The organism is Streptomyces sp. NPDC030183 (assembly GCF_055573455.1).
In genome coordinates, this window is the sequence record NZ_JBVIBK010000001.1 from 65,234 (window position 1) to 90,661 (window position 25,428).

Genomic DNA, 25,428 nt, shown 5'->3' on the forward strand with positions numbered 1-25,428 from the left:
TCGACGATCAACACCATGGTCGACCAGCTCTCCGCCTTCGCCGACGAGGTCACCCGCGTCGCCCGCGAAGTCGGCACCGAAGGCAACCTCGGCGGCCGGGCCCAGGTCAGAGGTGTGTCCGGGGTCTGGAAGGACCTCACCGACAACGTCAACTTCATGGCGGACAACCTGACCTCCCAGGTCCGCAACATCGCCCTCGTCTCCACGGCGGTCGCCCAGGGCGATCTCGGCAAGAAGATCACGGTCGAGGCGAAGGGCGAGATCCTGGAGCTGAAGTCGACGATCAACACCATGGTCGACCAGCTCTCCGCCTTCGCCGACGAGGTCACCCGCGTCGCCCGCGAAGTCGGCACCGAAGGCAACCTCGGCGGTCAGGCCCAGGTCAGAGGCGTCTCGGGGGTCTGGAAGGACCTCACCGACAACGTCAACTTCATGGCGCTGAACCTGACCTCCCAGGTCCGCAACATCGCCCAGGTGACGACGGCCGTCGCCAACGGCGACCTCTCCAAGAAGATCACCGTCGACGCGCGCGGCGAGATCCTCGAACTGAAGGACACCGTCAACACGATGGTGGAGCAACTGCGGGCGTTCGCCGACGAGGTGACGAGGGTGGCCCGCGAGGTCGGCACCGACGGCCGGCTCGGCGGGCGCGCCCAGGTGCTGGGCGTGTCCGGTGTGTGGCGGGATCTGACCGACAACGTCAACTCCATGGCCGACAACCTGACGTCCCAGGTCCGCAATATCGCCCAGGTGACGACCGCGGTCGCCAACGGCGACCTCTCCAAGAAGATCGACGTGGACGCGCGCGGCGAGATCCTCGAACTGAAGACCGCCATCAACACCATGGTCGACACCCTCTCCTCGTTCTCCTCAGAGGTCACCCGCGTCGCCCGCGAGGTCGGCTCGGAGGGCCAGCTCGGCGGTCAGGCGCGGGTCGAGGGCGTGTACGGCACCTGGAAGCGCCTGACGACGAACGTGAACGAACTGGCGCTGAACCTGACCACCCAGGTCCGCGCCATCGCCGAGGTGGCCTCGGCCGTGGCCCAGGGCGACATGTCCCGCTCGATCACAGTCGAGGCACGCGGCGAGGTCGCCGAGCTGAAGGACAACATCAATCTGATGGTGGCCAACCTCCGCGAGACGACCCGCGCGAAGGACTGGCTGGAGTCCAACCTCGCCCGCCTCGCCGCCCTGATGCAGGGCCACCGCGACCTGATGGAGGTCGCCGATCTGATCCTGCGCGAGCTGACACCGCTGGTGAAGGCCCAGTACGGCGCCTTCTACCTGGCCGATCCCGACCAGGACGGGGCGGCGCTGCGCACGGTGGCCCCCGGCAAGGGTCTCGCCTTCATCGCGGGCTACGGGTCGGCGCAGGACGCGACGGTCGAGACCGGCGGTCTGCCCGTGCACGGTCTCGTCGCCCAGGCGGCCCGCGAGAAGAAGCGGATCCTCGTCGAGCAGACGCCGCCGGACTACATCAAGATCAACAGCGGTCTCGGGGAGGCGGCCCCGTCCAGCGTGGTCATCATCCCGATCCTCTTCGAGGACAAGCTCCTCGGTGTGATCGAACTCGCCTCGTTCTCCCGCTTCTCGGATGTCCATCTGGCGTTCTTCGACCAGTTCGTGAACACCATCGGCGTCGCGATCAACACGATCATCGCCAACTCCCGCACCGAGTCCCTGCTCGGCGAGTCCCAGCGCCTCGCCATGCAGTTGCAGGAGCGCTCCGACGAACTCCAGAAGCAGCAGGCGGAGCTCCAGCGCTCGAACGCCGAACTGGAGGAGAAGGCGGCCCTGCTGGCGACCTCCTCCCAGTACAAGTCGGAGTTCCTGGCGAACATGTCGCACGAGCTGCGCACGCCGCTCAACTCACTGCTCATCCTGGCGCGTCTGCTCTCCGACAACCCGGACGGCCATCTCTCCGACCAGGAGGTGCAGTTCGCGTCGACGATCCACCGCTCGGGCTCCGACCTCCTCCAGCTGATCAACGACATCCTGGACCTGTCGAAGATCGAGGCGGGCCGGATGGACGTACGCCCCAAGCGCCTGCCGCTCATCAAGCTGCTGGACTACGTCCACGCCACGTTCCGCCCGCTCACCCTCGACCGGGGTCTGGCCTTCGAGGTCACGGTCGGCGAGGACGTACCGCGCGAGATGTACTCGGACGAGCAGCGCCTCCAGCAGATCCTGCGCAACCTGCTCTCCAACGCGATCAAGTTCACCGCCTCCGGCCGGGTCGAACTGACCGTCAGCCGCGTCAAGGACACCGAGCACCGCTACGCCCGGGAGGACACCGACGAGGTGATCGCGTTCACGGTCTCCGACACGGGCATCGGTATCGCGCCGGAGAAACTGCCGGTGATCTTCGAGGCGTTCCAGCAGGCCGACGGCACAACGAACCGCAAGTACGGCGGCACCGGCCTCGGTCTGTCCATCAGCCGGGAGATCGCGGGCCTGCTGGGCGGCCGCATCATCGCCGAGAGCATCCCCGGCAAGGGCTCGACCTTCACGCTGTACGTGCCTGTCCACAGCCCCGGCCACGCGGCGACCGGCGGGACCGAGGCCCCCGCCGCGCTGGTCCCCGACCAGCTCACCGCGGAGCCGTACCCTGCCGGCCCCGAGGACGACACCTGGCCGGCGCCCACCAAGCTGGAGGCGTGGCGGGCGGGGCGCGCGGGCCAGATCCTGCCCGGCCGCCGGGTGCTGATCGTGGACGACGACATCCGCAACGTCTTCGCGCTCACCCATGTCCTGGGCCGCGTCGGCATGCCGGTCCTGTACGCGGAGAACGGCCGGGAGGGCATCGAGACCCTGGAACGCAACCCGGACGTCGAGCTGGTCCTGATGGACATCATGATGCCGGAGATGGACGGCTACGAGACGATCTCCGCCATCCGTCGCACGCCCCGCTGGGCCGGTCTGCCCATCGTCGCGCTGACCGCGAAGGCGATGCCCGGCGACCGCGAGAAGTCCATCGCCCGGGGCGCCAACGACTACGTACCCAAGCCGGTGGACGTCGACCAGCTGCTCACCGTGGTGTGCGCCGTCCTGGACCCCGACGGCGTCGAGCCGTCGCCCGAGAAACGCACCGAAGAGAACGAGGCACCCTCACCATGACCACTCAGGGCCGGACCGACGGACGCGCGGGCATCCTCCTCGTCGACGACATGGAGGACAACCTGGTCGCGCTGGAGGCCGTCCTGGCATCGCTCAACGAGCCACTGGTCCGGGCCCGTTCCGGCGAGGAGGCCATGAAGGCCCTGCTCCGGCAGCGCTTCGCCGTCGTCCTCCTCGACATCCGCATGCCTGGTATGGACGGTTTCGAGACCGCGGCCAACATCAAGCGCCTCGACCAGACCAAGGACGTCCCGATCATCTTCCTCACCGGCACGGACGCCGAGATGGGCTACGCCTTCCGCGGCTACGCCACCGGCGCCGCCGACTACCTCACCAAGCCCTTCGACCCCTGGGTCCTGCGGGCGAAGGTCAGCGTCTTCCTGGAGCTGCACCGCAAGACCCGCAAGCTGGAGGCGCTGCGGGCACGGCAGCAGGAACAGGCGGAACAGCTCCTGTCCCGCCTGACCACATTGGAGAAACAGCTGTCCGAGGAGTCCCCGGACCTGGCGGAGGCCCGCATACAGGTCCAGGAACTCCGGGCCCTGGTGACCCGGGACCAGGGCAGCTGACCTCGCTACTTCTCCCGGGTGCCCGCGTACATCTCGTCGATGAGGTGCTGGTACTCCTTCTCCACCACCGGCCGCTTCAGCTTCAGGCTCGGCGTCAGCTCACCGTGTTCGACGTCCAGGTCCCGCGGCAGCAGCCGGAACTTCTTGATGGTCTGCCACCGCTGCAGCCCCTGGTTGAGCCGGGTGACGTACCCCTCGATCAGCTCCACCGTGGCCGGCGCCGCGATGATCTGCTCGTACGACTTACCCTCCAGGCCGTTCTCCTTGGCCCAGCCGAGGAGCGCCGGTTCGTCGAGGGCGATGAGGGCCGTGCAGAAGTTGCGGTCGGCGCCGATGACCATGACGTTGGACGTGAAGGGGCACAGGGCCTTGAACTGGCCCTCGATCTCGGTCGGCGCGACGTACTTGCCGCCGGAGGTCTTGAACAGGTCCTTCTTGCGGTCGGTGATCCGCAGGTACCCGTCGGGCGACAGCTCGCCGATGTCACCGGTGTGGAACCAGCCGTCCGGCTCCAGGACCTCGGCGGTCTTGTCCGGCAGCCCGTGGTAGCCCTCCATGATGCCGGGGCCGCGCAGCAGGATCTCGCCGTCGTCCGCGATGCGCACCTCGCAGCCGGGCAGCGGCTTGCCGACCGTGCCCGTGCGGAACGCCTCCCCGGGGTTCAGGAACGACGCCGCGGAGGACTCGGTCAGGCCGTAGCCCTCCAGGATGGGGATGCCCGCGCCGGCGAAGAAGAAGCCGATCTCGGGCGCCAGGGCCACGGAGCCGGAGATGCAGGCGCGCAGCCGCCCGCCGAACGCCTCGCGCAGCTTCTTGTAGACCAGCGCGTCGGCGACCTTGTGCTTGGCGCCCAGCCCGAACGGCACGGAAGCGGTGCCGGTGCGGCGGAAGTTGTCCTGGCTGACCTTGGCGTACTCGCGGGCGACCTCGGACGCCCACTGGAAGATCTTGTACTTGGCGGCGCCGCCCTCGCGGGCCTTCGCGGCGACGCCGTTGTAGACCTTCTCGAAGATGCGCGGCACGGCGGCCATGTACGTCGGCTGCACGACCGGCAGATTCTCGATGATCTTGTCGACGCGGCCGTCGACGGCGGTGATGTGCCCGACCTCGATGTGCCCGGACAGCAGCACCTTGCCCATGACGTGCGCGAGCGGCAGCCACAGGTACTGCACGTCCTCCGGGCTGAGCAGACCGGTGGCGGCGATGGCCTTGCCCATGTAGGACCAGTTGTCGTGCGGGAGGCGCACGCCCTTGGGGCGGCCGGTGGTGCCCGAGGTGTAGATGAGGGTGGCGAGCTGGTCCTTGGTGATCGCGCCGACCTTCTCCTTGATCAGGTCGGGCTTCTTCTCCAGGTACGCCGTCCCGCGCTTCTCCAGTTCGGCGAGCGAAAGGACCCAGTCCTCCGTGAGGTCGGCGCCCTCGGGGTCGATGACGATCACATGGGTCAGCTCGGGCAGCTCGGCCTTCTTCTCCCGCGCCTTCTGAAGCTGCTCGGCGTTCTCCGCGATGAGGACCTTGCTGGCGGAGTCGGACAGGATGTACGCCGACTCCTCGGCGTTGGTCGACGGGTAGATCGTCGTATTGGCGGCACCGGCGCACATGATGCCGAGGTCGCACAGGATCCACTCGATCCTGGTGGCGGAGGACAGCGCGATGCGCTCCTCCGGCTGTACGCCCAGCTCGACCAGCCCGGCCGCGATGGCATCGACGCGCGCGGCGGCCTCCGCCCAGGTCAGCGGCTTCCACTCCGAAGGTCCCTGGCCTGAGGCCGGCGGCACCGGGTAGCGGAATGCCTCCGCGTCGGGCGTGGCCGCCACGCGCTCCAGGAAGAGGGACGCCATGGACGGCGGGCGGTTCTCGATCAGGGTCTGTGTGTCGCTCACGACATCCTCCGGGGCCCGCGACAGTGCGGCAGGGTCAGCATGGACTGTGCGGCTGGCTCAAAGCGGCTGTTGTTTAACTCGCGAGTAACCATCGAGTGGTGATCAGGGTAGAGCGAGGTTGGCTGGTTCGTAAGGGGCGGCGGGCCGTCACTTTCCACCGAGAACGACCGTACGAGCACGCGGCCGCCACACCCCGAAGACATGCGGGCCCGCCGCGCCGAAACGCGACGGGCCCGCATTCTGCCCAAGTTTCCGGGGGTAACAACGACTACCGCCGGGACCTGCGACGATCGCCGCCGGTGGCTACTTCTTGCCCTTGCCCCCGCCGGCGCTGTCGTCACTGGACAGCACGGCGATGAAGGCCTCCTGCGGAACCTCCACAGAGCCCACCATCTTCATCCGCTTCTTGCCCTCCTTCTGCTTCTCCAGCAGCTTCCGCTTACGGGAGATGTCACCGCCGTAGCACTTGGCGAGGACGTCCTTGCGGATGGCGCGGATGGTCTCGCGGGCGATCACCCGGGAGCCGATGGCGGCCTGGATCGGCACCTCGAAGGCCTGCCGGGGGATCAGCTCGCGCAGCTTGGCAACGAGCCGCACCCCGTACGCGTACGCGGCGTCCTTGTGGGTGATCGCCGAGAAGGCGTCCACCTTGTCGCCGTGCAGCAGGATGTCCACCTTGACCAGGGAGGAGGTCTGCTCGCCGGTGGGCTCGTAGTCGAGCGAGGCGTAGCCGCGGGTCTTGGACTTCAGCTGGTCGAAGAAGTCGAAGACGATCTCGGCGAGCGGCAGGGTGTACCGGATCTCGACGCGGTCCTCCGAGAGGTAGTCCATGCCGAGCAGGACACCGCGCCGGGTCTGGCACAGCTCCATGATCGAGCCGATGAACTCGGACGGGGCGAGGATCGTGGCGCGCACGACCGGCTCGTACACCTCCGAGATCTTGCCCTCGGGGAACTCGCTCGGGTTGGTGACCGTGTGCTCGCTGCCGTCCTCCATGACGACGCGGTAGACCACGTTCGGCGCGGTGGCGATCAGGTCGAGGCCGAACTCGCGCTCCAGCCGCTCGCGGATCACGTCGAGGTGCAGCAGCCCGAGGAAGCCGACGCGGAAGCCGAAGCCGAGCGCGGCGGACGTCTCCGGCTCGTAGACGAGCGCGGCGTCGTTGAGCTGGAGCTTGTCGAGGGCCTCGCGCAGCTCGGGGTAGTCCGAACCGTCCAGCGGATACAGCCCGGAGAAGACCATGGGCTTGGGGTCCTTGTAGCCACCGAGGGCCTCCGTGGCGCCCTTCTGCTGGCTGGTGACGGTGTCACCGACCTTGGACTGGCGGACGTCCTTCACACCGGTGATGAGGTAGCCCACCTCACCGACGCCGAGGCCGTCGGCCCCCAGCATCTCGGGCGAGTTCGTGCCGATCTCCAGCAGTTCGTGGGTCGCGCCCGTCGACATCATCTTGATGCGCTCGCGCTTGTTGAGCTGCCCGTCGATGACCCGGACGTACGTGACGACACCCCGGTACGAGTCGTACACCGAGTCGAAGATCATCGCGCGCGCCGGGGCGTCCTTGACGCCGACCGGGGCGGGGACATCGGCGACAACCCTGTCCAGCAGCGCGTCGACCCCGACACCGGTCTTGGCGGAGACCCTCAGCACGTCGTCGGGGTCGCACCCGACGAGGTTGGCGAGCTCCTCGGCGAACTTCTCCGGCTGGGCGGCCGGCAGGTCGATCTTGTTGAGGACCGGGATGATCGTGAGGTCGTTCTCCATCGCCAGGTACAGGTTGGCGAGGGTCTGCGCCTCGATGCCCTGCGCGGCGTCCACGAGGAGGACGGTGCCCTCGCAGGCGGCCAGCGACCGTGACACCTCGTAGGTGAAGTCGACGTGCCCGGGGGTGTCGATCATGTTGAGGATGTGCGTGTTGCCCGGGGCGCCGGTCGGCGCCCAGGGCAGACGCACCGCCTGGGACTTGATCGTGATGCCGCGCTCACGCTCGATGTCCATGCGGTCGAGGTACTGAGCACGCATCTGCCGCTGCTCGACCACACCGGTCAACTGGAGCATCCGGTCGGCGAGCGTGGACTTGCCGTGGTCGATGTGCGCGATGATGCAGAAATTGCGGATCAGAGCCGGGTCGGTACGGCTCGGCTCGGGCACATGGCTAGGGATCGCGGGCACGCAGGGTCCTGATTCTTGAGGCGTCCGCAGCCGTCTGCGGTCTCGGGTCGGATCTAGCGGGTCTGTACGAACGGGGTCTACCGGGTCTATGCGTAGGCTCCATGGTCCCACGGGCGCGGGGCTGGGGCGGGTTTGGGCCACTCGCGGAGCCACTGGTAGCCTGGGTGGCTGTGTCTCATGCCCTCTCTGCAGGAGGCACATCCCAAAGAAAACCAAAGGTGCCCGGGGCGCGCATGCCTTGCATGTCCTCGGTCGCCGGTAGCTGAAAAGGCTCATTCGTGGCGAACATCAAGTCCCAGATCAAGCGGAACAAGACCAACGAGAAGGCGCGCCTTCGCAACAAGGCCGTCAAGTCGTCGCTCAAGACCGCGATCCGCAAGGCCCGCGAGGCCGCTGCCGCGGGTGACGCCGAGAAGGCCACCGAGTACCAGCGCGCTGCCGCGCGTCAGCTCGACAAGGCCGTCTCGAAGGGCGTCATCCACAAGAACCAGGCCGCCAACAAGAAGTCGGCGCTTGCTTCCAAGGTCGCTTCCCTCCAGGGCTGAGCTTCACCTTTGATCTGATCGCCGGACGGACCCCGAGCGGGCCCTCTCTCATCCGCTCCCGCCCGACACCCCCGGACCTGCACGCGGCCTGCGTTCGCCACGCGGGTGCAAGTCCACCATCGTGAACCGAAGGCCCCGTCGCCCGCCCTTCCCCAGGGTGGACCGACGGGGCCTTCGCGTTGCCTACGCGCCCTCGCGCGGCGCCGCGGGCTCAGCCCCGGCGGGAGCGTGCCGCGCGGGCGATGGTCACGACCGCCTTCTCCAGGGCGTACTCGGGATCGTCCCCGCCGCCCTTGACCCCGGCGTCGGCCTCCGCGACGGCCCGCATCGCTACGGCGACCCCTTCCGGGGTCCACCCCCGCATCTGCTGCCGCACCCGGTCGATCTTCCACGGCGGCATGCCCAGCTCCCGCGCCAGGTCCGCCGGCCGGCCGCCCCGCGCGGACGACAGCTTCCCGATCGCCCGGACGCCCTGCGCCAGCGCGCTGGTGATCAGCACCGGCGCCACCCCGGTGGACAGCGACCACCTGAGCGCCTCCAGCGCCTCCGCCGCCCGCCCCTCGACGGCCCGGTCGGCCACCTCGAAGCTCGACGCCTCGGCCCGCCCGGTGTAGTACCGCCCGACCACGGCCTCGTCGATGGTGCCCTCGACGTCCGCGACCAGCTGCGACGCCGCCGACGCCAGCTCCCGCAGATCGCTGCCGATCGCGTCGACCAGCGCCTGGCACGCCTCCGGTGTCGCCGAACGCCCGAGCGTGCGGAACTCCCCCCGCACGAACGCCAGCCGCTCCGCCGGCTTCGTCATCTTCGGGCAGGCCACCTCCCGCGCCCCCGCCTTGCGCGCCGCGTCCAGCAGTCCCTTGCCCTTGGCGCCGCCCGCGTGCAGCAGCACGAGGGTGATCTCCTCGGCCGGGGCACCCAGATACGCCTTCACGTCCTTGATCGTGTCGGCCGACAGATCCTGCGCGTTGCGCACGACCACGACCTTCCGCTCGGCGAACAGCGACGGACTCGTCAGCTCGGCGAGCGTGCCCGGCTGCAACTGGTCCGAGGTGAGGTCCCGCACGTCCGTGTCGGCATCGGCGGCCCTGGCGGCGGCCACCACCTCCCGCACGGCCCGGTCGAGCAGCAGCTCCTCCTGTCCCACGGCGAGGGTGACAGAAGCGAGGGGGTCATCGTGAGCGGTCTTCTTGGCCATCACGCACAGCATCCCACGGGGCACCGACAACGAGCACGGGCCGCGGCCCCACCGCACCGGCGCGAACCACCGGGCGGCCCGGACACCGCCGCTGCACCACCCCGGCACCTGCCCGCACGGCTCAGGCCCCTACGGCTCCTCCCGCCACCCCTCCCACTCCCCCGCGAACTCGTCCAGCGCCGCCGGGTCGAGCCGCTCGTCCTCGTCCCGCAGCACCAGCAGCCACTGGGCGTCCTCCGCGTCGTCCTCCCCGGCCAGCGCGTCCCGCACCAGCCGCGGCTCCTCCGTCACCCCGAACCGCTCCCCGAGCGCCTCCGCCGCCTCTTCCGCGGCCTCACGATCGGGCAGCACCAGCACATGTCTCACATCGCTCACGCCCCCATTTTCCGCGACCCGTCCCCGCACCCACGCCCGGCCGCCCGGCCGCCCGACCGCCCTACGCCTCCCCGCGCACCTCCGGCACCCGCCCCAACTCCATCCCGAACCGCTCCCGGTACACCGCCAGGACCTCCTCGTCCGTCCCCAGCCCGGTCACCTCCTTCTCGCCCTCCGCGGACGTGACCGTGAGGCTGCGGCCGCTGAGCGTGATCCGGCCGCCGTCGTCGGTGACCCGCGAGCAGACCAGCGACCTGGTGAACGGTGAGGCCGGCGAGGTGCTGTGCCACCAGGCCCCGGCCACGAAGTCCCCGAGGGCCCTCGGCCGCACCTCCAGCCGGTACTGCGGCTTGCCGTCCCGCAGCACGTCCAGGTCCCCGAACTCCCGCGCCCCGCTCTGCCGGTCCGCCTCCACCACCCGGAACGTGCCCGCCGGGTCCTCCTGCTCCCCTCTCCCTCCGAACTCCAGCGGATAGTGGCTGTTCGTCCCGAACCCCACATCCGCCAGCCAGTCGCCCCCGTCCACCGTCCGCACCCGCAGCGCCAGGTGGTCGTACGGGATGCCCAGGCGCTTCTCGTCGCCGTAGACCCGTGCCGCGAGCAGCGTCACGTCGAAGCCCAGCGCCGCGAGCATCGCCCCGAACAGCCCGTTCAGTTCGTAGCAGAAGCCGCCCCTGCGCTCCCCGACGATCTTGTCGAGCAGTCGCTTCTCCTCCAGCACGATCTCCTCACCGAGGTGGATCGACAGGTTCTCGAACGGCACCGTCCGCAGATGGCGCAGGTGCAGTTCACGCAGGACGTCGACGGTGGGCCAGGCCGGGTGCTCGGCTCCGATGCGGCGAAGGTAGGCGTCAAGCTCTGCGGTATCCATGACCTCAGTCTCTCGCCACCAGGACCTCCCCCGCCGTACCGGCGACGGCGATCGCGCCGTCCTCGTCCGTCCGCAGCACCGCGGCGCCCCCGGCCCGCAGCGCGGCGACCGTGCTCGGCGCCGGGTGGCCGTACGGATTGTCGGCGCCCACGGAGATGAGTGCCAGCCGCGGTGCCATCACCCGTATCAGGTCCGGGTCCTGGTAGGCCGACCCGTGGTGGGCGACCTTCACCACGTCCACCGCTGCCAGCTCCGCGGCCGCCGGGGATCTGGACAGCTCCCGCTGCGCGGGCGGTTCGAGATCGCCGAGCAGCAGCAGGGTCAGCCCGGCCGAGCGGACGAGCATGGTCACGCTGGCGTCGTTCGGCCCGTCCGGGACGGCCGCGTCGCCCGGCGGCCACAGCACCCGCCACGCGAGACCGCCGGTCCGCCGCTCCTGCCCGGCGACGGCGCGGGTCACCGGAATCCGCCGGGCCGCCGCCTCCCGGTGCACGAACTCGGCCTGGTCCGCGGGCTCCTGGAACCCCGTCGTCTCGATCGCCCCCACCGCACGCCCCCGCAGCACCCCCGGCAGCCCGGCCACATGGTCGGCGTGGAAGTGGGTGAGGACCACGAGAGGGACCTCGCTGATGCCGAGCGCCGTCAGACAACGGTCCACCAGCACCGGATCGGGGCCGGCGTCCACCACCACCCCTCGGCCGTCGCCCGCCGCCAGCACGGTCGCGTCACCCTGTCCGACATCGCACATCACGAACCGCCAGCCGGGCGGTGGCCACCCCGTGATCACCCTGGTCAGCGGCGGCGGCTGCACCACGGCCAGCAGGAACACCAGCAGGCAGGCCCCCACCAGCCAGGGGCGGCCCACGAGCCGCCGCCCGACGAACACCGCCACCACCGTCACGAGGGCGAGCAACGCCGCACCCGTCCAGCTGCCCGGCCAGTCCACCCCCGCCCCCGGCAGGGACGCCCCCGTACGGGCGATGTCCGCGATCCACCCTGCGGGCCAACTCGCGCACCAGGCGATCCACTCGGCCACAGGCATCGCCACCGGCGCTGCCGCCAGCGTGGCGAACCCCAGCACCGTCGCCGGTGCCACGGCGAACTCCGCCAGCAGATTGCACGGCACGGCCACCAGGCTCACCTTCGCCGACAGCACCACCACGACCGGCGCGCACACCGCCTGCGCGGCCCCCGCCGCCGCCAGCGCCTCGGCCGGTCGCGGCGGCACCCGACGCCGCTGGAGCGCCGCGCTCCACCGCGGGGCGAGCGTGAGCAGAGCCCCGGTCGCCAGGACGGAGAGCAGGAAGCCGTAACTCCGGGCGAGCCACGGGTCGTACAGCACCAGCAACAGGACGGCCGTCGCCAGCGCGGGAACCAGCGATCTGCGGCGCCCCGTCGCGATGGCCAGCAGCGCGATCGACCCGCAGGCCGCCGCCCGCACCACACTCGGGTCCGGTCGGCACACGATCACGAAGCCGAGCGTCAGCGCACCACCGGCCAGCGCGGTCACCCTCAACGGAATCCCCAGCCGGGGCGCGAGCCCGCGCCGCTCCACCCGCTGGGCGAGCCCGGGCGGGCCGATGAACAGGGCCAGGAGGATGGTGAAGTTGGCCCCGCTCACCGCCAGGAGATGCGTGAGGTCGGTCGCCTTGAAGGCCTCGTCCAACTCGGCCGGGATGCGCGACGTGTCCCCCACGACGAACCCCGGCAACAACGCCCGCGCGTCCGCGTCCAGCCCGTCCGTCGCCTGGCGCAGCCCTTCCCGCAACCGGCCCGCGAACCGCTGCGCCGCGCTCGCCTCCTCCACCACCTCCGGCGGCCTGCCTCCTCGCACCCGCAGCACCGCCGCGACGCGGTCTCCCCCGGCCAACGCCGGCACGGCCTGCGCGGCGACCCGCACCCGTGTCGACGGCAGCAGCGTGAGCCAGGGCGAACGGCCCCTTTCTCGCGCGGACGACCGCCGGGCCACGTCGACGATCACCAGCACGGGCGTCCGCGTGTCCACGACCACCCCGTCCGGCCCCTTCACCCTGCGGACCTCGGCCTGGAGGAGCACGGCTGTCGGGGCCGCGTGGCTTCCCTTGATCCGCGGCCGGGTGAGCCGGGCGTCGGAGGTCAGCTCCACCTCCGCGGTGACCGGCGCGTAGCGCTCGGCGAGCCGGGGAACCGGCCCCCGCCGCAGATCCGCCCCGTGCAGCCCGGCGGAGGCGGCCGCCGCGGCGACACACAGCAGCACGGCGGCGGCAGGCACCTTCGCCCCTGCCGAGGTCGACAGCCGCCGGTGCGGCTGACGCCGAGGCTCTGGCCCACGCCGAGGCTCCGGCCAACGTCGAGGCTCCGGTCCCACCCGGGGCTCCGGCCTCCGGCGAGGCTCCGGTCCCACCCGAGGCTCCGGTCCCACCCGGGACTCCGGCCTCCGGCGAGGCTCCCGTCCGGTCCGCGATGCCCACCCGCGCCCCCGATGAGCGACGAGCAGCGCGACGCCGGCGACCAGGCCGACCGCGACCACACCGACGACCCACCCGGTCGAGGCGTGCACCATCAGCGCCGCCGTCCCCCACGCCCCCAGCGCCGGGGGCACGAGACGCAGATCCGTCGGGCCCTCCTGTCGCGGATGGGCGACGCCGAGCCGGTGCTCGGAGGCCGCGTGCACGGCCGGACGGCGGGGAGCCACCACCGCTCCCGCCCCGGTACGCCCCTCGGCGGGCACCGGCACCCCAGTCCCCCGCGCGCTCATGGCCGTACGAGGTTCCGCAGGTCGGCGAAGCGGCGGTCGCCGATGCCGTTCACCTCGCGCAGCTCGTCGACCGAGCGGAAGCCGCCGTGCTGGGTGCGGTAGGCGATGATGTGCTGCGCGAGCACCGGACCGACGCCGGGCAGGGTGTCGAGCTGCTCCGCTGTCGCCGTGTTGAGCGAGACGGGCGTCGCGGGACCCGCTCCGGCGGCCGTTCCACCGGCGCCGGATCCGCTCCCGGGCCCGGCCCCGGATCCGGCCGCGCCGGTGCCGCCACCGCCCGGCCCGACGCCGGCTCCCGCACCCGCCCCTGCCGCCGGTGCCGAGACACCGACCAGGACCTGCTCGCCGTCGACGAGGAGGCGGGCGCGGTTGAGACCGTCGGTGTTCGCGCCCGGCCGCACTCCGCCCGCCGCCCGCAGCGCGTCGGCCACACGGGAGCCGGCCGGCAGCCGTTGGATGCCCGGCTTGCGGACCTTCCCACCGACGTCCACGACGATCGAGGGCCCCGCAGTGGAGGTACCTGCCCCCACCGAGCCTCCCGGTCCGGCCGCCGGGCCGGCACCCTCCTCGCCGAACGAGGCCGCCGGAGCCGCCGCGCCCGTCGGGGCCCCTGCCCGCACGACCTCGGGTGCGCTCACCGGCTGGGTCCGGCCGGCCCAGAAGTGCTGCCCCGCGAACACCGCGGCGACGACCAGCAGGACGCTCAGCGCGATCACGCTCTTGCGCTCGATGCCGCACCGCGCCTGCAACCACAGCGGCAGCCGCTCCCGCACAGCCGGCCCGACCCGGCCCCGCCGACCGCCTCTCACGTCGCCGGCAAGCCCGCCACCGTCCGCAGGAACACGCGGCAATCCCCCGGTCTCGCCCGGCGCCTCGTCCTCCGCGCCGTAAGCCCCGTAGGCCCCGCCGGCCCCGTCCACGCCGTCGCCGGCATCCACGGCATCCTCCGGAGCCCCGCGAGAGCCCCCGGGCTCCCCGGCGCCGACAAGCGCCCCATTCCTCCGTCCACCTGGCGGCCCGTGCCCCAACTCCCTCGGCTCGGTGGTCCTCTCCGGGAACAGTGCCTCCGCGCGGAGCCTCAGCGTCTCCGCCGAGGCATGGTGGCGCCCGGCGCTGCCCCTCGGGTGTCGAGAACGGTGCCGGGCCCGGCCGTCCGAGGACGGGCCCCGCCCCGGCCCACTGGTGACTGTCGCTGTACGTGAACGTGAACGTGATCGAAGTGCCATGCCACGAGGATCGGGCAAGTGGGCACATCCACGATGATCTTGCTCAAATCCCGTGGATTACTCCCCAGTTGTGGATAACTCCGTCACCCCTCACAAGGCCACCCGCGAGCCTCACCGAGGCGAGACGATCACCCCCAGCAACCCCGGCCCGGTGTGCGCCCCGATGACCGCGCCGACCTCGCTCACATGCAGGTCGGCGAGGCCCGGGACCCTGTCCCGGAGCCGCTCCGCGAGGGCCGACGCCCGCTCGGGCGCGGCGAGATGGTGGACGGCGATGTCGACCGGCGCGCCACCGGCCCGCTCGGCGACGATCTCCTCCAGGCGGGCGATCGCCTTGGAGGCCGTGCGCACCTTCTCCAGCATCTCGATGCGGCCGCCGTTGAGCTGCAGCAGCGGCTTCACCGCGAGCGCGGAGCCGAACAGGGCCTGGGCCGCGCCGATCCGGCCGCCCCGGCGCAGATAGTCGAGGGTGTCGACGTAGAAGAAGGCGGACGTACCCCCGGCCCGCTTCTCGGCGGCCGTGACGGCCTCGTCCACCGTGCCGCCCGCCTCCGCGGTCTCAGCCGCGGCCAGGGCGCAGAAGCCGAGGGCCATCGCGACCATCCCGGTGTCCACCACGCGTACCGGCACCGGGGCCTCGCGCGCCGCGACCACGGCGGCGTCGTACGTACCAGAGAACTCGGCGGACAGATGGAGCGAGACGATGCCCGTGGCGCCCGCCTCGGCCACCTTGCGATAGGTCTCCGCGAACAGCTCGGGGCTGGGGCGGGAGGTGGTGACGGACCGTCTCTTCTGCAGTGCCTGGGCCAGCGAGCGGGCCGAGATCTCGGTCCCCTCCTCGAGCGCCTGGTCGCCGAGGACCACGGTCAACGGCACCGCGATGATGCCGTGACGCTCCATCGTCGGCGGCGGCAGATAGGCCGTTGAATCGGTGACGATCGCGACATGGCGGGACATGAGCTGGAGGTTACCCGTCAAGTCCCCTCGGCGGCAGCCCGGCCCCACCGACCGCCCCGTCACTCCGTCGGGTCACCGCGCGCCGTATCAAGTCGTGCTCTCCGGGCGCGGCTTCTTCTGCCACGGGTACGTCGGGCGCGACACCGGCGGGGTGATGGCCGGCCGGGGCGGCTCCCCGGTCGAGTCCCCGGTGGTGGTGCGAGGCTCGGGGGTCTCCTGCCACGTCTGTCCGCCGGAAGCGGTCGGCTCGGGCTTCGGAGCCTCGGGCCAGACACGCGCGGGCTCGGTCGGCTCCGTCGTCCAGTGCCGCAGTGCGCCCGCCTCGACGTCGATCTGGGCGCTGAGCGTCTCCAGGTCGTCCTCGGCGAACCTGCGGGCCCGGTCGTGCGCAGCCCAGCGCAGGGCGTCGGCCGACTTGATGATCTTCTCCGTGCGGGTGCGCAGATCGGGCAGCCGCTGGACCAGTTTCGCGCGGTCCGGCTCGGGCTCCAGCCGCTTGAGCTCGTCGTCCAGCTCGCGGCCGTGCTTGCTGAGCTGCTGGAAGAGGGCGAGGGACTCCTTCAGGGACTCGTCCTCGCCGACGCCGGCCTGGAGCGCCTCCTGGGTGGCCCGCATCGAGGTGCGCAACCTCAGGCGCAGGTCGGCCAGTTGGCCGACGGGGCCCGGCTGGGCGAGGCTCCTGGCGCGCAGGGTGGTGTCCTCGACCGTCCGCTTGGCCTGCGTGATCGTACGGTCCACGCCGCGCTTGGCCGCGCCGACCGCCTTCACCGTGGCGTACGCGCCGAGCACCACGCACAGCACGAAGAGCAGGGCGACGACTGCGATCACGGCTTCCACGACGCGCTCCTCCTTCGACCGGCACGCCACACGGCGCTCTTCCACGGTAAACGCTACGGGCAGGTCCACAGTTCCAGCAGAACCCCGAACCTGCCCGTAGGGGATCACCCCGAGCGACCGTCCGCCCGAGCGATCGTCCGCCCGAGCGACCGTCCGCCCCACCTCCCGACCGCCCGACCGGCCGCCCGCCCTCAGCCGTACGGCATGGAGGCGCCGAGGCCCTGCACGGACCCCGCGCCCTACACGCCTTACCAGCCCCACCAGCCCTACACGACGATGTTCACCAGCTTCGGCGCGCGCACGATCACCTTGCGGATGGGCGCCCCGGCCAGCGCCGCGACCACCTTCTCGTCGGCCAGGGCCACCTTCTCCAGCTCCTCCTCGGAGATGGCCGGCGGCACCTCCAGACGGGCCTTGACCTTGCCCCTGATCTGGACGACGCAGGTGACGGACTCGTCCACGACGTACGCCGGGTCGGCGACCGGGAAGTCCTGGTGGACGACCGAGTCGGTGTGGCCCAGCTTGCGCCACAGCTCCTCGGCGATGTGCGGGGCCAGCGGCGCGACCAGCAGCACCAGGGCCTCGGCGACGGACCGCGAGACCGGGCCGCCCGCCTTGGTCAGGTGGTTGTTCAGCTCGGTGACCTTCGCGATCGCCGTGTTGAAGCGCAGGCCCTCCAGGTCCTGGCGCACCCCGTCGATCGCCTTGTGCAGCGCCCGCAGGGTCTCCTCACCGGGCTCGCCGTCGACGACCGTGACCTCACCCGTCGCCTCGTCGACGATGTTGCGCCACAGCCGCTGCAGCAGCCGGAACTGGCCCACCACCGCGCGCGTGTCCCACGGCCGGGAGACGTCCAGGGGACCCATCGCCATCTCGTACAGGCGCAGGGTGTCGGCGCCGTACTCCTCGCAGATGGACTCCGGGGTGACCGCGTTCTTCAGGGACTTGCCCATCTTGCCCAGCAGGCGGCTGACCTGCTCGCCCTGGTAGTAGAACGCGCCGTCGCGCTCCTCCACCTCGGCGGCCGGCACGGCGAAGCCACGGCTGTCGCGGTAGACGAACGCCTGGATCATGCCCTGGTTGAACAGCTTGTGGAACGGCTCGGCGGACGAGACGTGTCCCAGGTCGTACAGGACCTTGGACCAGAAGCGCGCGTACAGCAGGTGCAGCACCGCGTGCTCGGCGCCGCCGACGTACAGGTCGACACCGCCGTGCGGCCGGCCCTCGCCCGGGCCCATCCAGTAGCGCTCGATCTCCGGGTCGACCATCTGCCGGTCGTTGTGCGGGTCCAGGTAGCGCAGCTCGTACCAGCAGGAACCGGCCCAGTTGGGCATGGTGTTGGTCTCGCGGCGGTACCTCTTCGGCCCGTCGCCCAGGTCCAGCGTGACGTCGACCCACTCCTCGTTGCGCGACAGCGGCGTCTCGGGCTGGGTGTCGGCGTCGTCCGGGTCGAAGGTGCGCGGCGAGTAGTCCTCGACCTCGGGCAGCTCCAGCGGCAGCATCGACTCGGGCAGCGCGTGGGCGACGCCGTCCTCGTCGTAGACGATCGGGAAGGGCTCGCCCCAGTAGCGCTGGCGGCTGAACAGCCAGTCGCGCAGGCGGAAGTTGACGGTGCCCTCGCCGATGCCGGTCCGCTCCAGCCACTCCGTAATGCGCGCCTTGGCCTCGACGACGCCCAGGCCGTCCAGGGAGACGCCCTCGCCGGTGGAGTTGACGATCTTCGCGTCGTACGACACGAATGCCTCGTCCCACGTGGACGTGTCCGTGCCCCGGTCGTCCGTCGGCTCGACGACGCAGGTGACGGGCAGCTCGAAGGCGCGCGCGAACGCGAAGTCGCGCGCGTCGTGCGCCGGGACGGCCATGATGGCGCCGGTGCCGTAGCCCATCAGGACGTAGTCGGCGATGAAGACGGGGATCTTCTCGCCGTTGACGGGGTTGGTGGCGTAGGAACCGGTGAAGACGCCGGTCTTGTCCTTGGCCTCGGCCTGCCGCTCGACGTCGGACTTCGAGGCGGCCTGGGCGCGGTAGGCGGCGACGGCCTCGGCGGGAGTGGCGTGTCCGCCGGTCCACACGTCGTGGGTGCCCTCGGGCCAGGCGGCCGGGGTGAACTTGTCGACCAGCGGGTGCTCGGGGGCCAGCACCATGTAGCTCGCGCCGAACAGCGTGTCGGGGCGCGTGGTGAAGACGGTGATGTTCTCGCCGTCGATCGGGAAGTCGACGCGGGCGCCCTCGGAGCGGCCGATCCAGTTGCGCTGCTGGAGCTTGATGGCCTCGGGCCAGTCCAGCTCCTCCAGGTCCTCCAGCAGGCGGTCGGCGTAGGCCGTGATCCGCATGTTCCACTGGCGCAGCTTGGCCTTGAAGACGGGGAAGTTGCCACGCTCGGAGCGACCGTCGGCGGTGACCTCCTCGTTGGCCAGGACGGTGCCCAGGCCGGGGCACCAGTTGACCGGCGCGTCGGAGGCGTAGGCCAGGCGGTACTCGCCCAGGACGTCGGCGCGTTCGACGGCGCTCAGGGCGTTCCAGGAGCGCCCGCCGGGCACGGCGCGCTCACCCGACTCGAACTGGGCGACCAGTTCGGCGATGGGGCGGGCCTTCCTCGCCTCGTCGTCGTACCAGGAGTTGAAGATCTGCAGGAAGATCCACTGGGTCCACTTGTAGTAGTCCGGGTCGATCGTGGCGAACGACCGGCGCTTGTCGTGGCCCAGGCCCAGCCGGCGCAGCTGGGACTTCATGTTGCTGATGGCGGCTTCGGTGGTGACCCGGGGGTGTTCGCCGGTGGCCACCGCGTGCTGCTCGGCGGGCAGGCCGAAGGCGTCGAAGCCCAGGGTGTGCAGGACGTTGTGGCCGGTCATCCGCTGGTAGCGGGCGAAGACGTCGGTGGCGATGTACCCCAGGGGGTGGCCGACGTGCAGGCCCGCACCGGAGGGGTACGGGAACATGTCCATGATGAACTTCTTGGGCCGGGCGGCCAGCTCGCGGTCGCCCGCCAGGTCGCCCTTGGGGTTCGGTGCCGCGTACGTGCCCTCGGCGTCCCAGAAGTCCTGCCAGCGTGCCTCGATCTCGGCCGCCACGGCGGCCGTGTAGCGGTGCGGCGCGGCATCCACCGCCGCACCTGCGGCAGCGGGGTTCGTCTCGCTCATGATCCTCAAAGCTCCATCGATCGTCTCTGCCAGCGGGATGTGTCGTCCGGAAACGAAAAATCCCCTCGCACAGGAGGGGACGCCGCGCCGATTCCGACCACGCCGTTCATCGGCGGTCGGGACTGATCAGCGCGGCTCGCTAAGCAGAAGGCGTACGGCACGCATGGGCTCAGGGTACCCCAGGGCCCACAGCCGTCGCGACGAGGTTCCGGGCCATCGTCGTACAGGGAGCATCGGCGTGTCAGCCACGGGATCCGGCCAAAAAAGTTGAACAAAGTTCAAATCTTACTTCGCGTAACAACCACTAAGGGACATCACCGATGTGAGATTGACCCTTGATAACAGCGCAATAACTCAAACCACCTACTGCTCGGTTTGGCACCACTTACAGTTCGACGACGGGACCGCTTTCCCGAACTGTTCGGAGTTGCCCCCATGAACCCTCGTCGCAGTAACAGCTCGCTGCCCCAGACCGGCCGTTCGGCCTATGGGATCGCGACCGCTGCCGCATTGCTGCTGATACCCGTAAGTGTGCTGGTCGGAGGTGACGCGTACCGGGAGTTCCTCGACTTCGGCGCGGGCGTCCTGTCACTGGTGTCACTGACCCTGTCGGTCCTCTGGGGACTCGTCGCCCAGGACCGGACCCTCCTCAGCGTGCGCCAGCGGATCATCGGCCAGGCCGTCCACCGGACGACCGCCATCGCGTCGGTCGCGTTCCTCGTGCTGCACGTCTCCGTCAAGCTGGCGTTGGACCACGTCTCCGCGATCGCCCTGTTCCCCTTCGCCCTCGGTGTGACGGGTTCGGGCGCGCTCATCGGCTTCGGCGCGACCGCCGCATCGCTGATGATCTTCGTCGCCATCACCGGCGCGCTGCGCAGCAACTTCGCCTCCCCGGCGGAGACCGCGGCGCGCTGGCGGGCGATGCACATGCTGGCCTACGGAGCCTGGTGTTTCGCGCTCGTGCACGGACTCTACGCGGGTCGCGAAGCCAAGCCGATCTTCGTCACCCTCTACTCGCTGGGCCTGGTCGCGGTGGCCGCGGCGCTGCTGCTGCGGGCGGCCCCCCGTTCGGTCAAGCGCGAGGTCGTCGAGCGCATCACGGCCATCCTGGGCACCGACGGCCAGCGTCCCCCCGAGGTCGAGGAACTCGTCAAGTCCCGGGCCGCCCGCCAGGAGCAGGGCGGGCGCCGCGACGACGGACCCCGCGAGTCCCGGCAGCGGGACACGGGGCAGTTCCCGCTGCCGGGCTTCGGCGGCCAGGCCCCGAGCCCCGCACTGGGCGACAGCCTGGTCCCCCCGCCGCGCACGGCGTCGGCCGACAGCGGCCCCGGTTTCGCGGCGGCCTACCGCGCCGTGTCGATGACGCCGCGCTCCCCGGAGCCGACGGCGCCCTACCTGACCCAGCAGCAGCCCCCGCTGGACATGCAGCCCACGCAGGCCATGCCCCGCCTGGACGACGGTCCGGCCACAGGCACGCGCTGGCCGTCCCCGTCCCCGCCGCCGGTCGGCGAGGCGCCCCCGTCGGCGTACGACCCGATGCAGGACACCTTCGCCGGGCAGCCGCTGGGCGGTCAGCCGCTCGGCGGGCAGTCGTACCCGGGCCAGACGTACCAGGGCGAGGCGTACCCCACGGGGGTTCCGGAAACTTCCTACGGAACCGCTGAGACGAACGCCCCCTACGGCACGTACAACCCGAACGACACGTACAACAGCGGTCCCGCCACTGAAACGCTGCCCGGTTACGACCAGCCGGGCTCAGGCGAACCCTGGAACGCGCCTTCCGGAGGCTTTAAGTGAACGAGGCCCTTCCCGACGTCCCCGAAGTCCGTGTGGTGGGGCTCCCCCAGCTCACCTCGGGCTTCGACCTCGTCGAGAGACTCGATCTCCCCATGCACCTGAAGGTGCACGGTCCGCTCGAACCGATGGGCGGAGAGCAGTTGGCCCAGCTGTCCGAGCGGATCAACCTGAAGGGCAGGGGCGGCGCGGGCTTCCCGTTCCACAAGAAGCTGCGCTCGGTCGCCGAGTCGGCGATCAAGCGCGGCATCCGGCCCGTCGTGGTCGTCAACGGCAGCGAGGACGAGCCCGCCTGCCGCAAGGACACGGTCCTGATCAACCGTGCCCCGCACCTCATCCTGGACGGCGCCCTGCTGGTCGCGGAGGCCCTGGGCGCCCGCCAGCTCGTCGTCGGGGTGACACGTGAATCCACCCAGCGGTCGATGGAGGCCGCCCTCGCCGAGCGGGGCCTCGGCAACCGGCGCGGCGCGGCCATCCGCGCGAGCGTGCAGCGCAACCCGGTGCGCATGGTCACCGGCGCGGCCGCCTCGCTGATCCGCTCCATCGACGGCGGCCCGGCCATCCCGCCCGGCCGCAAGACCAGCGCGTCCAAGAGCGGTGTCGGAGGCGCGCCGACCCTGCTCTCCAACGCCGAGACCTTCGCCCAGCTCGCCATCGGCGCCCGCATCGGCGCCGAACGGTACGGCAACACCGGCCTGTACGACGAGCCGGGCACCGTCATGCTCACCGTCTCCGGCGCGGTCGCCCGCCCGATGGTGATCGAGGCCCCCACGGGCGTGCCGCTGCGCTACATCCTCCAGCTCGCCGGCGCGCCGCCGGTCCCGCAGGGTGTGCTGACCGGCGGCTACCACGGCAAGTGGATCGACGCGGCGACGGTCAACGAGGCCGTCGTCTCCCGCAACTCCCTGGACGCGGTGGGCGGCGCGCTCGGCGCGGGCGCGATCCTGCCGATCAGCCAGGACACCTGCCCGCTCGGCGAGTCGCTCCAGGTCGCCAAGTGGCTCGCCGAGGAGAGCGCGGGGCAGTGCGGTCCCTGCTACCTCGGGCTGCCGGCCGCCGCCCGCGGCATGGAGGACATCCTCAACGGCGGCGGACCGGCCGCCCTGGAGGCCCTGAAGCAGGTCGCCAAGAACGTCAAGCGGCGCGGGGCGTGCTCGCACCCCGACGGCTCCGCGATGTTCCTGGAGTCGACCATCAAGGCGTTCACCGACGACCTCGCCGCCCACGTCCTCGGCAACGGCTGTGGACGGCCCGTGGAAGGTGTCCTGCCGCTGTTCGAGGGCGGCAGGACACCGACCGGCATCCCGGGCGGAGCGGGCCAGGAGGAGTCCGGCGCCAGCCGCCAGAAGATCTTCGTCGACTGGACGCTGTGCCGGGGGCACGGCCTGTGCGCCGACATCCTCCCGGAGGTCTTCCAACTGGGCGCCGACGGCTTCCCCACCGTCGCCCAGGCGAAGGTCCCCCAGTACGCCGAGGCCAAGGCGCTGCGCGCGGTGCGGCGCTGTCCCGCGCTGGCCCTGCGCATCGAGGAGGACACCCGGGGCAACGCCCCGTCCCGCAACCTCCCGGTCCTCTCCCAGGGCCGTGGGCGGCGGGCCCTGGGCAGCGGCCGCTGAGGCTCGCCGAGGCCCTCTGGAGCGACGGAAGGGCGGGCCACCCCGGTCGGGGTGGTCCGCCCTTCTGCGTGGCCCACAACCACCGCCGTACGGCCACTCCCAACAACGCGAAGACCCCGTCCACTTGGACGGGGTCTTGACTGTGGAGCTAAGGAGAATTGAACTCCTGACCTCCTGCATGCCATGCAGGCGCTCTACCAACTGAGCTATAGCCCCTTGCGGTTTTCCCCGGGTCCCCCCGGCGACGACGCCAACATTACCGGTCCCCGCGCTGACCACCAAATCCTTTCCAACCGGCGCCCCTTATGGGCGTTTTCGGCGGGTTGCGCCCACCGGGAGGGGTGTCCGGTCGGGAAGGTGGCCGATCGGATCCCCGCCGCTCAGGCGGTCACGAACGAGTAGAAGCGCTTGAGCGTGCAGTGCTCTTCGAGGAGCCGGCCGTAGATCGGCTCGCCCTCCAGCTCACGGTACGTCTCGATGGGGTCGCCTTTTATGATCAGCGCCCGAGCGCATTCCTCGCACCAGTACTGGTAGTCGGCGTTGACGGGTTCCATGTCGCGGACGATCGGGGTGCCGCTGCCGCACCAGTCGCATTTCCTCCTGTGTGCGCCCATCGATCAGCTCCAGCTGTGGCCGCAGGCCGTGCACACGTAGGAAATACCTCCGTAGTCACCGAGTACTTGGGCAACGTGGAGCGAGCCGCAGGAAGGGCACAGGAGGGTGGTCTTGCTCCGCATCACCACAGCGGCGGGAAGGTCGTGCACCTTCCCGCGGATGCTCGCAGGCATCGCTTCTCCCTCCCGTCGGGCCGCGCCCCCTTCCGGCCGTTTGATTCTGCCACGGCCGGACCAATACGGTCAGCGACGCCTTCGTACCAGTCCGGACACGCGGCGGGAAAGAAGGTCGTCCGCAGAGGTATACGCCCGTGGGGCGCGACGCGCTCAAGGAGGTCACGGATCTCACACGAAAAATCCCGCCCCCTGCCGGGAACGGGATCTTCTGTCCGATCTGTGGAGCTAAGGAGAATTGAACTCCTGACCTCCTGCATGCCATGCAGGCGCTCTACCAACTGAGCTATAGCCCCTTGCCCCATGCGGCCGAAGCCGTATGGTGTTTCGCCCCGCTCGGCGGGGCGAACAAGAAGAACTTTAGCCTGCGACCAGCCGGAAAGTGAAATCCGGGTCCCGGCCCCGCTGCCGGGGCCGCCGCTGCCGCTCAGTCGTCGTCGCCGAGCACCGGCTCGGGGAGGGTGCCGGCGTTGTGCTCCAGCAGACGCCACCCGCGGGCGCCCTCGCCGAGGACGGACCAGCAGCAGTTGGAGAGGCCGCCGAAACTCTCCCAGTGCTGGGGCTCCAGGCCGAGGAGGCGCCCGATGGTGGTGCGGATGGTGCCGCCGTGGCTGGTGACCACGAGGGTGCCGTTCTCCGGGAGCTTGTCGGCGTGGCGGAGCACCACGGGGGCGGCGCGGTCGGCGACCTCGGTCTCCAGTTCGCCGCCGCCGCGACGGACCGCCTCGCCGCGCTTCCACGCGCCGTACTCCTCGCCGTACCGGGCGATGATCTCGTCGTGCGTGAGGCCCTGCCAGACGCCCGCGTACGTCTCCCGCAGGCCCTCGTCGTGCGCGACCTCCAGGCCGGTGAGCGCGGCCAGCTCGGCGGCCGTCCGCGCCGCGCGCTGAAGGTCGGAGGCGACGATGGCGTCGGGCTTGAGGGAGGCGAGCAGCCGGGCGGCCCGGCGGGCCTGGCCGAGGCCGGTCTCGGTGAGCTCGACGTCGGTGGTGCCCTGGAAGCGACGCTCCACGTTCCACGAGGTCTGGCCGTGCCGCCACAGGATGATCCGGCGCCCGCGGCCCTTGCGGTCCGCCGCGTCGACGGCCCCGGTCACCGCAGTTCCCCGCCCAGCTCGGCGGCCTCCTCGGCGGCCTGCAGCTTGGCGTGCTCCGCGGCCTTGCCCTTGGTGGCCTGGGCGTCGGCGGGCAGCTCCAGCTCGGGGCAGTCCTTCCAGAGCCGCTCCAGGGCGTAGAAGACGCGCTCCTCGCTGTGCTGGACGTGCACGACGATGTCGACGTAGTCCAGCAGCACCCAGCGGGCCTCGCGGTCGCCCTCGCGGCGGACCGGCTTGGCGCCGAGCTCCTTGTTCAGCCGCTCCTCGATCTCGTCGACGATCGACTTGACCTGGCGGTCGTTGGGCGCGGAGGCGAGCAGGAAGGCGTCCGTGATGGACAGCACATCGCTGACGTCGTACGCGATGATGTCGTGCGCGAGCTTGTCGGCGGCCGCCTGCGCGGCGGTGTGGATGAGCTCGAGGGAGCGGTCGGTCGCGGTCACTGCATGGCTTTCCGTAGGCGGTCAGGAACCCTCACGGGCTACCCCAAGGGTCTCACGGACCGCC

Annotated in this window: 18 protein-coding genes and 2 tRNA genes; 5 read left to right on the top strand and 15 right to left on the bottom strand. The window is 70.9% G+C overall.

Annotation, left to right across the window (positions count from 1 at the left end; genetic code table 11):
• Positions 1-3,117 (top strand): HAMP domain-containing protein (locus ACZ4Z2_RS00285; RefSeq protein WP_468070793.1); only part of this gene is annotated, 3,117 nt, incomplete at its 5' end.
• The gene (locus ACZ4Z2_RS00290) at positions 3,114-3,686 is read left to right on the top strand and encodes a response regulator (RefSeq protein WP_468070795.1); all 573 of its coding nucleotides are present in this window, start codon (positions 3,114-3,116) and stop codon (positions 3,684-3,686) included. The genes ACZ4Z2_RS00285 and ACZ4Z2_RS00290, both read left to right, overlap by 4 nt.
• Before the next feature lie 5 nt (positions 3,687-3,691).
• Here the strand turns inward: ACZ4Z2_RS00290 and ACZ4Z2_RS00295 are convergent, their stop codons facing one another.
• Together ACZ4Z2_RS00295 and lepA are read right to left on the bottom strand one after the other, a co-directional pair.
• Positions 3,692-5,569 (bottom strand): AMP-dependent synthetase/ligase, encoded by a 1,878-nt coding sequence (locus ACZ4Z2_RS00295; RefSeq protein WP_468070797.1) that lies wholly within the window; start codon positions 5,567-5,569, stop codon positions 3,692-3,694.
• Positions 5,570-5,872: 303 nt separating this feature from the next.
• Positions 5,873-7,741 carry a translation elongation factor 4 gene (gene lepA, locus ACZ4Z2_RS00300; protein WP_468070799.1) on the bottom strand — a complete coding sequence of 623 codons (1,869 nt, stop codon included), beginning with the start codon at positions 7,739-7,741 and terminating at the stop codon, positions 5,873-5,875.
• 278 nt (positions 7,742-8,019) lie between these two features.
• On the opposite strand from lepA, the gene rpsT reads away from it, so the two are divergent.
• Positions 8,020-8,286: a 30S ribosomal protein S20 gene (gene rpsT / locus ACZ4Z2_RS00305; protein WP_383887445.1), complete on the top strand. Its 267-nt coding sequence runs from the start codon at positions 8,020-8,022 to the stop codon at positions 8,284-8,286.
• 211 nt (positions 8,287-8,497) lie between these two features.
• Here rpsT and holA read toward each other — a convergent pair whose 3' ends face one another.
• The 8 genes from holA to leuS all read right to left on the bottom strand — a co-directional run bounded on the left by holA (position 8,498) and on the right by leuS (position 19,627).
• On the bottom strand, positions 8,498-9,484 hold the full coding sequence (holA, locus tag ACZ4Z2_RS00310) for a DNA polymerase III subunit delta (protein ID WP_468070802.1): 987 nt from the start codon (positions 9,482-9,484) through the stop codon (positions 8,498-8,500).
• Between the two features lie 129 nt (positions 9,485-9,613).
• Positions 9,614-9,859: a hypothetical protein gene (locus ACZ4Z2_RS00315; RefSeq protein WP_468070804.1), complete on the bottom strand. Its 246-nt coding sequence runs from the start codon at positions 9,857-9,859 to the stop codon at positions 9,614-9,616.
• A 61-nt stretch (positions 9,860-9,920) separates the two neighbouring features.
• Positions 9,921-10,730 (bottom strand): arylamine N-acetyltransferase family protein, encoded by an 810-nt coding sequence (locus tag ACZ4Z2_RS00320; protein ID WP_468070806.1) that lies wholly within the window; start codon positions 10,728-10,730, stop codon positions 9,921-9,923.
• 4 nt (positions 10,731-10,734) lie between these two features.
• On the bottom strand, positions 10,735-13,383 hold the full coding sequence (locus tag ACZ4Z2_RS00325; RefSeq protein WP_468071638.1) for a ComEC/Rec2 family competence protein: 2,649 nt from the start codon (positions 13,381-13,383) through the stop codon (positions 10,735-10,737).
• Positions 13,384-13,463: 80 nt separating this feature from the next.
• Positions 13,464-14,693: a ComEA family DNA-binding protein gene (locus tag ACZ4Z2_RS00330; protein ID WP_468070808.1), complete on the bottom strand. Its 1,230-nt coding sequence runs from the start codon at positions 14,691-14,693 to the stop codon at positions 13,464-13,466.
• A gap of 111 nt (positions 14,694-14,804) precedes the next feature.
• Complete coding sequence (locus tag ACZ4Z2_RS00335; RefSeq protein WP_468070810.1) at positions 14,805-15,650, bottom strand: DegV family protein; 846 nt, start codon at positions 15,648-15,650, stop codon at positions 14,805-14,807.
• An 87-nt stretch (positions 15,651-15,737) separates the two neighbouring features.
• Positions 15,738-16,487, bottom strand: a complete 750-nt coding sequence (locus ACZ4Z2_RS00340) for a hypothetical protein (RefSeq protein ID WP_468070812.1) — start codon at positions 16,485-16,487, stop codon at positions 15,738-15,740.
• Between the two features lie 266 nt (positions 16,488-16,753).
• Positions 16,754-19,627 carry a leucine--tRNA ligase gene (gene leuS / locus ACZ4Z2_RS00345; RefSeq protein WP_468070814.1) on the bottom strand — a complete coding sequence of 958 codons (2,874 nt, stop codon included), beginning with the start codon at positions 19,625-19,627 and terminating at the stop codon, positions 16,754-16,756.
• A gap of 531 nt (positions 19,628-20,158) precedes the next feature.
• Between leuS and ACZ4Z2_RS00350 the strand changes: the two genes are divergently transcribed.
• Both ACZ4Z2_RS00350 and ACZ4Z2_RS00355 read left to right on the top strand, forming a co-directional pair.
• Positions 20,159-21,424, top strand: a complete 1,266-nt coding sequence (locus ACZ4Z2_RS00350) for a cytochrome b/b6 domain-containing protein (protein ID WP_468071640.1) — start codon at positions 20,159-20,161, stop codon at positions 21,422-21,424.
• The gene (locus ACZ4Z2_RS00355) at positions 21,421-23,037 is read left to right on the top strand and encodes an NADH-ubiquinone oxidoreductase-F iron-sulfur binding region domain-containing protein (protein WP_468070815.1); all 1,617 of its coding nucleotides are present in this window, start codon (positions 21,421-21,423) and stop codon (positions 23,035-23,037) included. The genes ACZ4Z2_RS00350 and ACZ4Z2_RS00355 overlap by 4 nt, the downstream gene beginning before the upstream one ends.
• A 143-nt stretch (positions 23,038-23,180) precedes the next feature.
• Here ACZ4Z2_RS00355 and ACZ4Z2_RS00360 read toward each other — a convergent pair.
• The 5 genes from ACZ4Z2_RS00360 to rsfS form a co-directional block, all read right to left on the bottom strand.
• Positions 23,181-23,253 (bottom strand) — tRNA-Ala (locus ACZ4Z2_RS00360).
• Positions 23,254-23,417: 164 nt separating this feature from the next.
• Entirely contained in the window at positions 23,418-23,651 is a 234-nt protein-coding gene (locus ACZ4Z2_RS00365) for a hypothetical protein (protein ID WP_005479297.1), read from the bottom strand.
• A 397-nt stretch (positions 23,652-24,048) separates the two neighbouring features.
• Positions 24,049-24,121, bottom strand: a tRNA-Ala gene (locus ACZ4Z2_RS00370).
• Between the two features lie 131 nt (positions 24,122-24,252).
• Positions 24,253-24,921, bottom strand: a complete 669-nt coding sequence (locus tag ACZ4Z2_RS00375) for a histidine phosphatase family protein (RefSeq protein WP_468070817.1) — start codon at positions 24,919-24,921, stop codon at positions 24,253-24,255.
• The gene (rsfS, locus tag ACZ4Z2_RS00380) at positions 24,918-25,364 is read right to left on the bottom strand and encodes a ribosome silencing factor (RefSeq protein ID WP_055540605.1); all 447 of its coding nucleotides are present in this window, start codon (positions 25,362-25,364) and stop codon (positions 24,918-24,920) included. Before rsfS ends, ACZ4Z2_RS00375 begins: the two co-directional genes overlap by 4 nt.
• Positions 25,365-25,428 lie beyond the last annotated feature (64 nt).